This window comes from Pseudarthrobacter defluvii (genome assembly GCF_030816725.1).
GTDB classification, from domain to species: Bacteria; Actinomycetota; Actinomycetes; order Actinomycetales; family Micrococcaceae; genus Arthrobacter; species Arthrobacter defluvii_A.
In genome coordinates, this window is record NZ_JAUSYG010000001.1 from 3,718,026 (window position 1) to 3,732,245 (window position 14,220).

At 66.0% G+C, this 14,220-nt stretch carries 13 protein-coding genes, 1 tRNA gene and 1 pseudogene; 7 read left to right on the forward strand and 8 right to left on the reverse strand.

Annotation, left to right across the window (positions count from 1 at the left end):
- Positions 1 to 6 precede the first annotated feature (6 nt).
- Positions 7 to 570, forward strand: a complete 564-nt coding sequence (locus QF031_RS17265) for a GNAT family N-acetyltransferase (protein WP_307430955.1) — start codon at positions 7 to 9, stop codon at positions 568 to 570.
- Here QF031_RS17265 and QF031_RS17270 read toward each other — a convergent pair.
- Together QF031_RS17270 and QF031_RS17275 are read right to left on the reverse strand one after the other, a co-directional pair.
- The gene (locus QF031_RS17270) at positions 564 to 2,732 is read right to left on the reverse strand and encodes an amylo-alpha-1,6-glucosidase (protein ID WP_307430957.1); all 2,169 of its coding nucleotides are present in this window, start codon (positions 2,730 to 2,732) and stop codon (positions 564 to 566) included. The two genes, QF031_RS17265 and QF031_RS17270, sit on opposite strands and share 7 nt — an antisense overlap.
- A gap of 81 nt (positions 2,733 to 2,813) precedes the next feature.
- Positions 2,814 to 3,854 carry a glycosyltransferase family 4 protein gene (locus tag QF031_RS17275; RefSeq protein WP_307430960.1) on the reverse strand — a complete coding sequence of 347 codons (1,041 nt, stop codon included), beginning with the start codon at positions 3,852 to 3,854 and terminating at the stop codon, positions 2,814 to 2,816.
- Positions 3,855 to 4,072: 218 nt separating this feature from the next.
- Between QF031_RS17275 and QF031_RS17280 the strand changes: the two genes are divergently transcribed.
- Both QF031_RS17280 and QF031_RS17285 read left to right on the forward strand, forming a co-directional pair.
- On the forward strand, positions 4,073 to 4,771 hold the full coding sequence (locus QF031_RS17280) for a DsbA family oxidoreductase (protein ID WP_307430963.1): 699 nt from the start codon (positions 4,073 to 4,075) through the stop codon (positions 4,769 to 4,771).
- 35 nt (positions 4,772 to 4,806) lie between these two features.
- The gene (locus tag QF031_RS17285) at positions 4,807 to 5,457 is read left to right on the forward strand and encodes a TetR/AcrR family transcriptional regulator (RefSeq protein ID WP_307430967.1); all 651 of its coding nucleotides are present in this window, start codon (positions 4,807 to 4,809) and stop codon (positions 5,455 to 5,457) included.
- A 31-nt stretch (positions 5,458 to 5,488) separates the two neighbouring features.
- Here the strand turns inward: QF031_RS17285 and QF031_RS17290 are convergent, their stop codons facing one another.
- Both QF031_RS17290 and QF031_RS17295 read right to left on the reverse strand, forming a co-directional pair.
- Positions 5,489 to 6,163, reverse strand: a complete 675-nt coding sequence (locus QF031_RS17290) for a LytR C-terminal domain-containing protein (protein WP_307430970.1) — start codon at positions 6,161 to 6,163, stop codon at positions 5,489 to 5,491.
- Entirely contained in the window at positions 6,156 to 6,455 is a 300-nt protein-coding gene (locus QF031_RS17295; RefSeq protein ID WP_307430973.1) for a type II toxin-antitoxin system VapB family antitoxin, read from the reverse strand. Before QF031_RS17295 ends, QF031_RS17290 begins: the two co-directional genes overlap by 8 nt.
- A 144-nt stretch (positions 6,456 to 6,599) precedes the next feature.
- On the opposite strand from QF031_RS17295, the gene QF031_RS17300 reads away from it, so the two are divergent.
- Both QF031_RS17300 and QF031_RS17305 read left to right on the forward strand, forming a co-directional pair.
- Positions 6,600 to 7,529: a hypothetical protein gene (locus QF031_RS17300; protein WP_307430976.1), complete on the forward strand. Its 930-nt coding sequence runs from the start codon at positions 6,600 to 6,602 to the stop codon at positions 7,527 to 7,529.
- A gap of 92 nt (positions 7,530 to 7,621) precedes the next feature.
- Positions 7,622 to 9,259, forward strand: coding sequence for a stealth family protein (locus tag QF031_RS17305; protein WP_307430979.1), 1,638 nt, complete (start codon positions 7,622 to 7,624; stop codon positions 9,257 to 9,259).
- A 57-nt stretch (positions 9,260 to 9,316) separates the two neighbouring features.
- Here the strand turns inward: QF031_RS17305 and QF031_RS17310 are convergent, their stop codons facing one another.
- Together QF031_RS17310 and QF031_RS17315 are read right to left on the reverse strand one after the other, a co-directional pair.
- Positions 9,317 to 10,246, reverse strand: a complete 930-nt coding sequence (locus QF031_RS17310) for a phosphodiesterase (protein WP_307430980.1) — start codon at positions 10,244 to 10,246, stop codon at positions 9,317 to 9,319.
- A gap of 159 nt (positions 10,247 to 10,405) precedes the next feature.
- The gene (locus tag QF031_RS17315; RefSeq protein ID WP_307430983.1) at positions 10,406 to 10,918 is read right to left on the reverse strand and encodes a glutathione peroxidase; all 513 of its coding nucleotides are present in this window, start codon (positions 10,916 to 10,918) and stop codon (positions 10,406 to 10,408) included.
- A 128-nt stretch (positions 10,919 to 11,046) separates the two neighbouring features.
- Between QF031_RS17315 and QF031_RS17320 the strand changes: the two genes are divergently transcribed.
- Positions 11,047 to 11,838 (forward strand): hypothetical protein, encoded by a 792-nt coding sequence (locus QF031_RS17320; RefSeq protein ID WP_307433587.1) that lies wholly within the window; start codon positions 11,047 to 11,049, stop codon positions 11,836 to 11,838.
- A gap of 119 nt (positions 11,839 to 11,957) precedes the next feature.
- Here QF031_RS17320 and QF031_RS17325 read toward each other — a convergent pair.
- Positions 11,958 to 12,734, reverse strand: a pseudogene (locus QF031_RS17325) (M23 family metallopeptidase); the annotation flags it as partial.
- A gap of 132 nt (positions 12,735 to 12,866) precedes the next feature.
- On the opposite strand from QF031_RS17325, the gene QF031_RS17330 reads away from it, so the two are divergent.
- Positions 12,867 to 13,802 carry an oxygenase MpaB family protein gene (locus QF031_RS17330; RefSeq protein ID WP_307430985.1) on the forward strand — a complete coding sequence of 312 codons (936 nt, stop codon included), beginning with the start codon at positions 12,867 to 12,869 and terminating at the stop codon, positions 13,800 to 13,802.
- Between the two features lie 82 nt (positions 13,803 to 13,884).
- Here QF031_RS17330 and QF031_RS17335 read toward each other — a convergent pair.
- Positions 13,885 to 13,969, reverse strand: a tRNA-Ser gene (locus tag QF031_RS17335).
- Between the last annotated feature and the right edge of the window lie 251 nt (positions 13,970 to 14,220).

Genomic DNA, 14,220 nt, shown 5'->3' on the forward strand with positions numbered 1-14,220 from the left:
AACCGAATGACCCACACCATCCGCACGGCAACAGCGGACGACGCCGGCGCGCTGGCCGCGCTGGCAGCCGTCACCTTTCCGCTGGCCTGCCCGCCGTCGTCGTCACCTGCCGACATTGCCGCCCACCTGGCCAACACGCTGAGTGAGGAACACTTCAAGGGGTACCTGGCGGACCCTGACACCACCATCCTGGTCATTGACACCGACGGGCAGCTTAACGGTTACAGCCTCCTGGTGGACCGGCCTGCAACGGACCCGGACGTGGCCTCCGTCCTGACGCTGCTGCCGTCCGTGGAGATCAGCAAATGCTATGTCCACCCGGACTACCACGGGCTGGGCGCGGCCGCAGAACTCATGCACTCGAGCCTCCAGGCAGCGGCAGCATCCGGCAGCGCCGGGGCCTGGCTGGGTGTGAACAGCCAGAACGCCCGGGCCATCCGTTTCTACGAAAAGTCCGGTTTCCACAAGGTGGGCACCAAGTCCTTCCGGCTGGGCAGCACGGTAGAGCACGACTTCGTTCTGGAGCGCCCCCTGCCGTGCAGCTCCTTCGGACACCGGCGCCGTCAGTGAAGCCTGCGCGCCTCCACGCCGGCCGCCATCCCTTCCACCGGGTAGGCCAGTGGCGGCCGCGGTTCGGCCAGGAGCTTCAGCCCCGGCGGGAGTCCCTCGATGGTGCCGGTCGATCCGGCGGCGCTGATGGTCACTCTGCTGGTATTCAGCAGGACGTTTTCCGCCCGGAACCTCCCCACGGTCTCCGGCAGGATCGGCGCCAGGTGCACCACCCCGCGGGTAAAGACGGGATCGAACCGCAGCAGGATCCGCGCAAGCTGCACCGGCGCTGCCGCTGCCCAGGCCTGCGGCGAGCATGCGGTGGGATACGGAACAGGGCCGGGAAACTCGCCGCGGTCAAACCCGCAGAACAGCTCCGGCAGCCGGCCGTCAAAATGCCGGGCGGCATCGAGGATGCCCGAGGCCACCCGCTTTGCCTCATCCACGAACCCGTACCGCATCAGCCCGGTGGCCACGAGTGCAGTGTCGTGCGGCCACACCGAGCCGTTGTGGTAGCTGACGGGGTTGTAGGCGCCCATGTCGGAAGCCAGGGTGCGGATGCCCCAGCCCGTGAACATCTGCGGGGACATCAGGTTCTCCATGACGGACCCGGCTTTGTCTTCGTCCACGACGCCCGTCCACAAGCAGTGGCCGATGTTGGAGGTCAATGCATCAACGTGCCGCTTGTCCTTGTCCAGCGCCACCGCAAAATAGCCTTTGTCCGGCAGCCAGAATTTCCTGTTGAACTCTTCTTTGAAGGCTGCCGCCTTTCCGGCCCAGTGTTGTTCCAGGCCTGAATCGCCGCTCCAGTGGGCCAGCAACGACCTGCCCAGGTAGGCGGCGTAGACATACGCCTGGACCTCGCAGAGGGCAATCGGGGCTTCCGCGATTGTTCCATCCGCGAAGTTGATCCCGTCCCAGGAGTCCTTCCAGCCCTGGTTCACCAGGCCATGGTCGTTGGGCCGGAGGTATTCCACAAAGCCGTCGCCGTCGCGGTCGCCGTACTTCTCGATCCACTCCAGCGCCCGGTCCGCGTGTGCCAGCAGTGGCTGGATCGCATCCCGGGACAGCCCCCACCGGCTCAGCTCGCCCAAGGTGGACACGAAAAGGGGGGTTGCGTCTGCCGTGCCATAGTATGCCGTGCCGCCCAGCGACAGACCCGCGGTGACACCAAGCCTGACCTCATGCGGAATACGGCCGGGTTCCTCCTCCGAATCCAGGTCCACCTTTTTTCCCTGGATACCGGCCAGCGTCTGCAGCGTGCCCAGGGCGAGGTTGGGGTTGACCATCAGGCTCATGTAGGACGTCAGCAGCGAGTCCCGCCCGAACAACGCCATGAACCAGGGGGCTCCTGCCGCAACGGCAGCGCGGTCGGGATGATGGACGTCGAAGATCCGCAGGGCACCAAGATCACTCTGGCTCCTGTTGAGCACGTTCTGGAAGCTGGCATCCTCGATGCTGATCCGCGGAACGTTCTCTTCCCAGGCCAGGTGCCGGCGAACGCCCTCGCGGTGATGCGGCAGTTGGCCTTCCATGAACGGCTTTTCCGGTGCTTCCCCATTCACCAGCGGCACCACGATCACGCTGGTGGCCCATTTGCCCCTCGGAGGAATGGTGACCCGGAAACGGAGGCCGTCCATGCCCACCTCTGCACCCCGGGCGCCGATGGCGGAACCCCGTTGCTGGCCATGGCGTGATGCTTCAATGATGAGCCTTCCATCCACCACCGTGCGGATTGTGTCGTCCGCGCCTGTGGTCCGGCCGCCCTTCACTTCGAAGAGGTCGGCCTGGTCCGCATCCAGGAGGAGTTCGATGGCGCAATCAACGGGTTCCGCTGCATAGTTCTGCAGGGTGATGTCATCCTGCAGGCCTGGTCCGATGTGCCGGGTCTGGCGGACCACCAGCGGACTGTCGAACCGGCCGCCCGGCCAGGTGGCACGGCCAACAAATGTTGCTTCAAAGGGCTGCGGCCGCTGCGCCGACAGCGGTTCGCGCAGTGATCCGTTGATGCGCAGCACCCAACGCGAAATGATCCGGGTGTCCTGGAAGAACGCGCCGTTCGTGCCGCCGTCGTGACTGATGTCACCGGTTCCGGCGGAGATACAAAAGGAAGAACCCTCCAGGACGGTGATGGCGCCGACGTCCGATCCGGAGGCTTCGTTATCTTCATTCCAGGCGGTCATGGGAGGACTCCATCCTGATGGGAAAGCTGCCCCGGCGGGCCGGGGAAAGCAGCGGTGTCCCTATCGATTCTGGTGCACCCGTCAATGATGCGGAACCCCTGGAGCCAACCTCCCTTCAATGAGCTGGCCATAGAGTTCAAGGTGCTTTGCGACCATCCGCTGCGCACTGAACCTGTCCTCCACATCCTTGCGGCAAGCGGCCCTGTCCAGCGCCGCAACTGCCGGCACCAGGGCTGCCAGTTCAGCAGTCGTGGCCAGGAAGCCCGTGCGTCCATGATCGACGATTTCGGGGGCGGAACCAATGGCTGTGCCTATCACCGGTGTCCCTGTCGCCAACGCCTCGATCATGACCAGCCCGAATGGTTCTGCCCATTGGATGGGATTCAGGAAGGCGATGGCCTCCCCCATCAGCCGGTACTTCTTCGCGTCATCCACCTCGCCCACAAAGTCCTCGTTCGGGCCGAGCATTGGTTCAATGACTTCCCGGAAGTAGCGGACCTCTTCCGGCTCGCGCATCTTGACCGCAATCTTGAGGTGAAGGCCGGCCTGCCGGGCGATGGTGATGGCTTCAAGCAGTCCCTTGTCCGGGCACGACCGGCCGACGAAACAAAGGTAGCCGCCGCTCCCGGTCCCTACCGGCACGGCTGAAAGGTCCATGCCATGGTGGATCACCCGGGTGACGGGAACCTCCGGAGCGCTCAACGCCTGGTCCCGCGAAATGGCAATCACGGCGCCCTTCCTGGCAGCGGCACGGTAAATGTCCACCGCCTGGGCGTGGATTGGGCCGTGGATGGTGGTGGCCACCGGCACCCCTCCCGGCCGGTGCAGGTAGAGGGGCCCCGCCAGGGTGTGGTCGTGGATGATGTCCACTTCCTGGAGCTCTTCATAGGCCCTGACCACATGGCTGAGCTCGGACAGGGTGGTACCCAGTCCCCCGTAGTCGGTGGGCCGCATCCCCGCGACGAGCTGCACCGGACACGTGCTGTCCGCCGGTGCAGCCAGCAGCACTTCATGGCCGGCATCGGCGAAGCCCCTGGCCAGCGTGTCCACTACTCGTTCCGTTCCGCCGTACGTTGCCGGTGGGACCGGAATCCACGGACCTGTGACAAGTCCAATCCGCATTCCTGGCCTCCCAGGTTTGACAGGCCGGGCTCCCCAGCTGGCCGGGCAATACCTCACCGGGCACTCATTGTCCGCCGCGGTGCTTCCACTTCAAGGGGCCCGCTGCTTGACCTCTGCTCCGACTATTCCCCAGGATTGCCCCCGCCACAAGACCCGCTTGTGGGGCATCTCATACTTGGGCCCGGAATGGCGGCCCCAGCCTGCAGGTTGTGCAGGACATGAAAATTGAGATCTGGTCCGACGTCGCGTGCCCCTGGTGTTTCATTGGCAAACGCCGGTTCGAGGCCGCCTTGGCCGTATTTCCCCACCGCGACGCCGTTGACGTGGTGTGGCGCAGCTACCAACTGGACCCCACGCTGCCGGAACACTACGACGGCACCGAACTGGAGTATCTCAGCAGCCGCAAGGGAATGCCCGCACAGCAGGTGTCGCAGATGTTCGAGCACGTGGCCCAGCAGGCAAAGGGCGAAGGCCTGGACTACCGGTTCGACAAAGTGGTGGTGGCCAACAGCTTCACCGCGCACCGGCTGATCCACCTGGCGGCGGTGCACGGCAGGCAGGATGCGGCCAAGGAACGCCTGCTCAGTGACCACTTCGAGCACGGCAAGGACATCGGCAGCCGTGGGTATCTGTCCTCGCTCGGCAATGACCTGGGCCTGCCGGCCGGTGAGGTGGATGAACTGTTCACCACCGACAAGTACGCCGACGACGTCCGGTTCGACTTCCAGGAGGCCCAAGGCCTGGGCATCAGCGGGGTCCCGTTCTTCGTGATCGACCGCAAGTTCGGGCTCTCCGGCGCCCAGCCCACGGAGACGTTCACCGCTGCCCTGAACCAGGCCTGGCAGGATGCCGACCCGCTGGTCCTGGTCAATTCGGCCGAAGCCGAAGCCTGCGGGCCGGACGGCTGCGCCGTCTAGCGCATTTTACTGACACATCGCGGTAAAGTGTCTGCATGCCCAGGATTTCAGCGGCCAGCAATGCCGAACAACGCGCGGAGACCCAGCGCCGCATCCTCACCGCTTTTGGCGAGCTCCTGTTCACCCACGGCCTTCCAGGGCTGACCATGACGGACGTGGCCCGGCACGCAGGTATTGGCAGGACCGCCGTCTACAACTATTACGCGGACATCGAAGAGCTCCTGATCTCCTACGCCCTGGATGAGACCGAAAAGTTCCTCTCCGACCTGCGCGAATCGCTGGACCGCCTGGAGAACCCGGTGGAACGGCTCGCCCTGTACGTGCGCGCCCAGGTGGTTGACCTCAGCCGCCGCCACCTCCCGCCGGGCCCTGCCATGGGGGCGGTGCTGTCGCCGTCGTCCTTTGCCAAGCTCTCGGACCACGTGGGTGAGCTCAGCGTCCTGCTCCAAGGCATCCTGCGGGACGGCATGGCACAGGGCTACCTGCCGGTGGCCGACGTGGGCCAGCAGTCGCAGCTGATTTTGGGCACCTTGTCCTCCAGCGCCGCGAGGGGCAGCGACGAACCTGCCGAACTGGAGGCCCGGGTGGCCCGGACCGTGCGCTTCATCCAGTTGGGCGCGGGTGCCAGGTTCGACGACGAGGGGCAGCCCATCCGCGTGGCCCAGCTTCCGGCAGCGGCCAGCTGACGGCTGGCCACCGGGTGCCGGGACTGAGCGGTCACGGCGTCGGGGCAGGGGCGGGGGTAACAGGCAGTTTGTCAGGGTCCGCTATGCGCCTGCTTTCCCGGGGGCAGCTGAGCGGCCCGGGCGTCTGGTCCACCAGCTCCGGCGGGACGAGCGCCTTGTAGTCCTGCGCCAGGATCACGTCAACGCTGGCGTCGGTCCTGCCGTCCTGGAAGTAATCAGACCCCTGCAGATTCCGCTGCACCGTGAAGGCCGCCGGCTGCCCGGCCGGACCGGACACCACGGCCGCCACTCCCCGGAAGCCTGCGTTGATGTTCGATACGTTCCCCACCACGAACTTCCGGGCCAGGAACTCGTCCGCGACGGAGCGGGCCAGTCCGGGACGGCTGGTGGAGTTGAAGACGTTGAGGTTGATCTTGTCGCTGGGCGTGTAGTCGAAGGTCGAGGCCGGGCAGGATGACACCGGCGTCGGGGCCGGCTCGGCGGCAGGGATCCTCAGCCGGCCGTTGATGATGGCCATGGCAACGATGATGCCGGCGGCGATCAGGCCGATCAGCAGCACCAGCACCACTCCGTGCAGTACGCGGCGGCGGACCTGCGCCGTTTCATCGGCGTCCCTTGCCGCCTCCATGGCAGCGCGCAGTTCGGGGCCGGAAACAACGTGGTGGCCATGAAGGACGCTGGGGTCCGTCGGCCGCTTCCTAGCCATCGAGCACCAGGACCCGGGCATGGATCGCGGTGCGCTGGTGCAGCGCTGTCCGGACCGCGCGGTGCAGCCCGTCCTCCAGGTAGAGGGTCCCCTGGTACTCCACCACGTGCGGGAACAGGTCGCCGAAAAATGTGGAATCCTCGGCCAGCAGCGCTTCCAGGTCCAGCGTGCGTTTGGTGGTGACCAGCTCGTCCAGCCGGACCGGTCTGGGCGGCAGCGACGCCCACTGTTTGGGGGTGTTGTAACCATGGTCGGGGTAAGGGCGGCCCTCGCCCACAGCTTTGAATATCACCATGCAACAGTAGGCACGGCGATGCGCCAGCGAAAGTGGCAGGGCTGGCGGGTGCCAGGTTGTAGCCAAACAGTGACCATCTGCAGCCGCCCCTGCCCGGACGGTCGCACAGGACACCGCCGTCCGTGCTGAGACAATGGAGCCATGACAGCAACCGAGTCCCCCGCCGTGCCCGCGCCCGGAATCCGCCTGCCGTCCGCACCGCCGCTGGCGCTCCTGCTTGACGTGGACGGGCCGGTGGCCAGCCCCGTGACCCGCGACGTCAAACCCGGGATCATCCTGGACCTGGTGGCCCTCGCCGCCGCAGGGATACCCGTCATCTTCAACACCGGCCGCTCCGACGCCTTCATCCGGGAGCAGGTCATGGAGCCGATGATCGCTGCCGGCATCCCGGGAGGCACCATCATCCACGCCGTCTGTGAAAAGGGGGCAGTCTGGTTCAGCTACACCTCGGCCGGGCCCGGCCCCGTCCACGTGGACCATGAGCTTGCGGTGCCGGCAGCCTACGGTGACGACATCCGCCGGCTGGTGGCAGAGGACTACGCGGCCCACATGTTCTTCGATGAGACCAAGCGGGCCATGGTGTCCGTGGAGCAGCACATCGACGTGCCCAGCATGGATTACCTCGCGGAGCAAAAGCTGTTCGACGGCGAGGCCATGGAGCTCATGGCGCGGCACGGCCTGGGCGTTGTCCGGCTGGACCACCACGTCCCGAATTCCGACGACGAGGTGGACTACCGCGTGGACCCCACCATCATCTCCACGGACATCGAGTCCGTCCGGTTGGGGAAGGACCTGGGCGCCAGCCGCGCGGTGGAACTCCTGGCGGCCCAAGGCATCACGCCGCAGGCGTGGCGGACTGTGGGCGATTCGCGCACGGACTACGCCATGGCCGACTGGCTGCACCACAACGACCATCCCGTGAAGCACGTGGACGTGCGTCCTGCGGACGGTGTGCCCAACAAGCCGTACCCGGTCCTGACGGCGGCTGACCTGGGGCTGGAAGCCGCAGTGATCCACGACGACGCCGGCGGCGCCTTCCTGCGCGCGTGGCGTGAGGCGCTGGACGCCTGAGCCCCTGCCGGGCCGGCGTCGGACGTTCACCGCAGGGGCCGTAACCGCGCCAACCCCGCCCGGAAACCTGCCGTTACCTTCGCGGGACTATCATGCAGGTAAGAACGCACACTTCCAGCAGCGCGGAGACAGCCATTACAGAAGCACCGGTCCAGGACGAGGTCTACTACGGTGGACAAGCGTCCGTGGAGGAAGAATTTCACGCCGAAATCACGTCACCGGCGGCGGAGCAGCGGCTCAGCCACCGGCCTGACGTCACCCGGCACAAGGGCCGCTATGCCCTGATCAATGACACCAGGACGCCTTACCAGGCGATGGTGGAGGACCTGCTGTTCATGCGCAACGTCCTGGCGAACGCCGGCCTTGAGTACCTGCTGGTCCGCGGCAACAACGACCGTCCCGTGCTGGCGCTGGACTGGAAGGACCGGAAGAAGCTTCGCGCTGCCCTGGTGGAGGCCTGCCGGGAGGAGCCCTTTTACTCCATGACGGTGGACGCGAAGAAGAAGACGTCGGTCCTTGTCGCCGACGGCGAACTCTCCCCCAACCGGCAGGGCCGCATCTTCCGCCTCTACCGTCCGCGGGTGGAGCCGGTGGGCGGGTTCGAGTTTGGTGCCTCCGCCGGCGTCCAGATCGAACTGTGGGCCTTCGAGGGCGAGGAGCTCATCCTGCCCATCGAAAACTCCCTGACCCGCAGGACCCTGCTGCGCCAGGACGCCGTCCGCGGCACGGTGGAGCGCTACGGCCATACCTGGCCCACCATCGAGAACATGTTTGCCGACCACGCCAGCGACATCAGCTTCGATGTCGACATTGTGTTCTCCTGGGTGGACGGCAGCTCCCCCGAATACATCGCCGCCCGGCGCGCGCAGCAAAAGGGACACGTCCTGGGTGAAGGCGACGACCATGAGGCCCGTTTCCGCCAGATCAACGAGCTGAAATATGCGCTCCGGTCCGTGTACATGTTTGCGCCGTGGATCCGCCGCATCTTCATCGCCACGGATTCCCCCGCGCCTGCATGGCTGGCAGACCACCCGTCCGTCACCATCGTCCGCAGCGAGGAGTTCTTCTCCGACCCCGCCGTGCTGCCCACCCACAACTCACAGGCCGTGGAGTGCCAGTTGCACCACATCGAGGGATTGTCCGAGCACTTCCTCTACTCCAATGACGACATGTTCTTTGGCCGTCCCGTGGGTCCGGACATGTTTTTCACCCCGGGCGGCATCACCAAATTCATCGAAGCGGAAACCAGGATCGGCCTCGGGGAAAACGATGCCGAGCGCAGCGGGTTCGAAAACGCCGCACGCGTAAACCGCAAGCTGCTGTGGAACCGGTTCGGCCGGATCACCACGCGTCACCTTGAACACACGGCCGCGCCCCTGCGGCGCAGTGTGGTGGGCCAGATGGAGGAAGAGTTTCCTGAGGAGTTCCGCAAGACGGCGGCCAGCCGCTTCCGTGCGGCGGACAACATCTCCGTCACCAACTCGTTTTACCACTACTACGCGCTGCTCACCGGCCGGGCCGTCACCCAGACAGCCGCCAAGGTGCGCTATGTGGACACCACCATGCGGTCCGGGCTGAAGTACCTGCCCAAGCTCCTGGGCAAGCGGAACCAGGACTTCTTCTGCCTGAATGACGGCAGCTTCCCGGAGATCAGCGCGGACGAACGGGCCGAAGTGGTGACGAACTTCCTTGAGCGCTACTTCCCCATCAAAGCGCCCTGGGAAAAGTAGCCCGGCAGGCCCTCGCTGCCGGCCCCAGGGAGGGACCGTAAGGCGTGCAGGCCAGTCCTAGCGCCCGCCGGAAATGCCGAGCCTGGCGCTGGCGCGCTGCTTGGTGCTCTCCGGGATCCGGATTCCGGCCGCTTCCAGCCGCCGGGCCGTCTCGGCCGGGGACACATACTCGCCCACCGTGGGCGAACTGCCGAGCGGAACCACTGAGTGCACGATGGTGTGCTCGTAGACGTGCACCAGGTTGAAGGCCTGGCCGCCGTCCTGCCCGCGGGTGCCTCCCACCGGAACGTTGAGGTCCTGCGTGTAGCAGGAGGCGGAGGCAACCGAGACGGGGACACCGGCGAAGCTGGCCGTGGTGGAGTAGTGAAGGTGGCCGGCCAGGATGGTGCGGACATCCGAGTTTCGCACCACTGCCGCCAGCGACGCCTGGTCCCGCAGTTCCACCAGCACGGAAAGATCCAGGACGGACGGGACCGGCGGGTGGTGGAGGGCCAGGATGGTGCCGTCCGGGGCAGGGGTTTCCAGCTGCCGCGACAGCCAGTCCAGCTGTGCGGAGCTCAATTCGCCGTGATGGAAACCCGGGACGCTGGTGTCCAGCGTGATGACCCGCAGGCCGTTGATGAAGTAGCTCTGGTCCACCGGCTCATCGCTGCCCGGCTGGTCGAGCAGGCCTTTGCGGAAGTTTGCCCTGTCATCGTGGTTGCCCATGGCCCAGATGACCTGGGCACCGAGCTCCTTGCAGGCGGGATCGACGATGGCGCGAAGCTTCACGTAGGCCTGCGGATCGCCTTTGTCCGCGAGGTCGCCGGTAAAAATCACGGCTTCCGGCCGCGCGCCGGACGCTTTGACTTCGTCGAAGAGCTGGATGAGCCTGGCTTCGCTGTCGACGGTTCCGTAGAGGGGTTCTGAACCTCCCAACAGGTGGGGATCGCTCAGGTGGAGTAGGAAGTGGCGTGGCCGGGGATGTTCGGCCTCGATGAGCTCCATTGTTACCTCTATGGTCGGTGGGAAGCCGTTCTTCCCTTGTACCCTTCAGTAATATTTATCCAATCAGACATTTGGCAAACATGGGGTAAATTGCCGTTGCTGATGTGGAAAAAGATAAAAGAACTGCGCTTAGGCACAGCAAATTCGGTCAGTGCATTTTTATCCGAGCGCCTGCTCGACCGCATCGATGACCGCCGGTGAATCCGGCTCCACCGTGGGGGCGAAACGGGCCACCACGTTCCCCTCCCGGCTGACCAGGAACTTCTCGAAATTCCACTTCACCAGCCCCGGCAGCAGGCCGGTCCGGAACTTGGTCAGCTCACCATAAAGAAGGTGCTGGTTCCTGCCACGGACATCCGCCTTGGCCGCCAGTGTGAACGTGACACCAAAATTCCGTTCGCAGAAGTCTGCAATTTCGTCGTCAGTACCGGGCTCCTGCCCCGCGAACTGGTTGCACGGGACGCCCAGGACCTCGAAGCCCCGGTCCCGGAACTGGCCGTAGAGGGCTTCCAGGCCAGCATACTGGCGGGTGAAGCCACAGTTGGAGGCGACGTTGACCACCAGCACCACTTTGCCCTCGAACTGTCCGAAGTTCGTCCTGGTTCCGTCATTGAGGATCAGCGGAATCGGATACAGGGGCCGCGGGCTGCGCATCAGCTGAAGGTTGTTCATATAGGGAGTTCGCTGCCGCTGCTCTCAGGTACGGGTCTGGACAGGAAATTTCCTAGGCCGGCGGTGTTGTTGGCGCAGGTTCGGTCAACGACGGCGCAGGCGAGGGTGCGGGCGGCGGCGCAACAGTCGTGGGGACGGGAGCAGGCGCAGGCGCCACGGTCGTCGGTGCCGGTGAAGGGGCCGGAGCAGGCGCAGGTGCCACAGTGGTCGGTGCCGGTGAAGGGGCCGGTGAAGGGGCCGGAGCAGGTTCAACCGGCGCTGGTGCGGGTGATGTCGGCAGGGGTGCCGGTTCGCTGGGCACTGGTGCGGGCTGCGTCGGTGCTGGCTCCGTGGGTGCAGGCTGTGTCGGTGCAGGCGGCGCAGGAATCGGCTCGACAGGTGTAGGCGAAGGCGGCGGCGCTGGCGAAACGGGCGACGGCGCTGGCTCGGTCGGTGCGGGCGACGGCACCGGGTCAGTGGGCGTGGGAGTCGGGCTGACAGGCTCCGTCGGAGAAGGCGTCGGGCTCGGCGAAACGGGCGACGGCGCTGGCTCGGTCGGTGCGGGCGACGGCACCGGGTCAGTGGGCGTGGGAGTCGGGCTGACAGGCTCCGTCGGAGAAGGCGACGGGCCCGGTGAACCGGGCGACGGCGTCGGGCTTGGCTGGGCAGCCGAAGGATCGCTGGGTGCCGGGCCGGACGGAGTCGGCGAAGCGCTGCCGGGGGCTTCAGGAGGTGGGGCAGCCGTCGTCGTGGGTTGCGTTCTGGGCGGCGGAAGCACAATGCCCGTCGCCTCAGACGGCACCGCTGCCGGCACACGTGGCAGCAGCGGCGGGAAGGGCGACGGCAGCAGCCCGGCCGCCGGGTACCCATCGGCGGGGTCCACCTGCAGGGGAATGGTCCAGCTGATCCTGCCGGCGTACAGGCCCTGCCCCGGGGCATAGGAAACCATGTCGGCCGGAACCCGGGCCAGCGCGCGGAGCTGGAGGAAGCTCCACCTCACCGGGTTGGTGTAACGGCCGTTGAGGATGGCTTCGAAATGCAGGTGGCAGCCCGTGGACCATCCGGTGGTCCCCACACGGGCGATGACCTGGCCCACCCGCACTTCGTCGCCGGTGTGCACGCCAATCGACTCAAGGTGGTTATAGGTGGTGACAAGGCCGTCGCCGTGGTCAATCTCTATCCGGTTGCCGCCGCCCCAGGGATGCCAGCCGGCGGCCCGTACAACACCTGAGTCGGCTGCATAGACAGGCGTACCGCAGGCGGCCGCATAATCCTGGCCCAAGTGGAAGTCCCCCGCTGTGCCGCTCAGCGGGCTGACCCGGAGACCGAAGGGTGAACTTGGATCAAGGAGCTGGAGCGGTGACATCAGGAAGCCGGCCAGCGGCCTGCCCGCACCTGCAGGTCCCACGGTCAAGGCGCCCGGCACCTCTTGGGCGAAGCCCCCGATAGAGGTATGCGGGAATGCCAGTGTGACCTGCGGATTGGACAGGATGGCGGGCGGGAGGGCGCTGGCCACAACCTGGTCCGAGGGCGGCGGAGCTAATTGTTTTTGCGTGCTATTGCCCGTGCCGGTGCTAAGGCTTCCGGTGGAGGCAGCAGCGCCCGGGGCGCTCCCGGCAGGGGCTACCGATCCCGCCAGTTGTCCCGGTTCTGCCGGACCGGCGGAAAGATTGACACTGTAAACGGACGCGGCCAACACGCCTGCAGCAGCAGCAGCGCGGGCAACAGGGGGAAACGTACGCTGGTGCGGCTTCCTGCTGCCGGGTACGGAACTCTTGCCCAATTGACTGACTCCACGACGTGGCCTGCCGCACGTTGTCTCGACGGTATGTCCCATGGGACCACAGGACCGTGCCGGTGGAAACCCCAGCTTCGGGCAATGAGGGTTTTTATTCGGGCGTTAGGGGGTGCGGGTCGGTGCGCGTGCCGGTGGCCCTGCTGTCCTGGCGGAAATGGGCGACAATGGTTCATGCGCAATGTCCTTCGCTCCTGGCAGGACGAAATCAAGAAGACCTTTTCCGGCAAGGCTGACGCTCCGCCGGAGTGGTCGCTGCGCCTGGCCGACGGCGACGACGCCGGCTACCATCTGCCCGGTTCAGCGGTCTGGGCAGTGCACGGCTCCATGACGCCCATCGTCGGTGGAATCCGCACACTGCTCATGCAGGCGCTCCATCCTGGCGCCCTGGCAGGGGTGCATGACCACTCCAACTTCCGCGAGGACCCCCTGCGCCGGCTGGCCAACACCATCCGCTGGATCTTCACGGTGACGTATGGATCCACGGCCGCGGCGGAAGAGGCAACAAGGCGTGTCCGCCACCTCCATGGCCCCGTCCAGGGCAGCTACCTGGACAACGACGGCGGGACGCGCGCCTACAGCGCCAATGATCCGGAACTCGCTCGCTGGATCCATATTGCTTTCACGGACGGCTTCCTCACAGCCCACAAGATCTGGGGCGGCCCCGTTCCTGGCGGTCCGGACGCCTACGTCCGGGAATGGGCCCAGGCGGGTCGGCTGATGGGAGTGGAAGATCCGCCGACGACGGAGGCGGAGATGCGCAGCCAGTTGGACCGGTGGTACGGGCAGGGTGAGTTGAGGGCAGACGGCCGGGTGAAGGAAACCGTGGAGTTCATCCGCAACGCTCCGCTGCATCCCCTGCTGAAGCCCGGCTACCGGGTCCTGTTTGCCGCCGCCGTGTACAGCCTCGAGCCCCGGTACCGCGAGATGCTGGGCCTTTCCGTACCACGGCTGGGCCCGTTTCCCCTTCCCGTGAGGCTGGCCACGAAGGCGGTGCTCGGCGTCGTGCACCTCGCCCTGGGCGGCATTGGGCGGCGCAGGGGCCCGAGTGAAACAGCAGCGAGGCAGCGCCTGAACCGGCTCGGGGAGCCGTCCGCGAACCTGGCCTGAACAGCGGTGCACCAACGGTGCCGGCGACGGCGGAAAAGCAAGAACCCGGCCCCGGGGTTACCGGGACCGGGTTCTTGACCGGCGGAGAATGGGGGATTTGAACCCCCGAGGGCGTTAACCCAACACGCGTTCCAGGCGTGCGCCATAGGCCGCTAGGCGAATTCTCCATCTGCTTCTGAATCAAAAGCAGGTACTAGATTACCTGAACTTTTCCGCATCGCCCAATTGGGCCGTCCGGAGCAGGTTCGGGGCGGCTTCTGCTGGTGCCCTTGATCAGGAAATGGACGCCCCCAACGCGCCCATTCCCCGGTGCGCCGTTGAGCTGTCGGGTCCGCCCTGTTCCGCCAGGCCGGGCAGCTCACAACCTTGAGATTGCCCCAATCGGTGTACATTGCCCATGATCGCGGCTGGGGCGGGG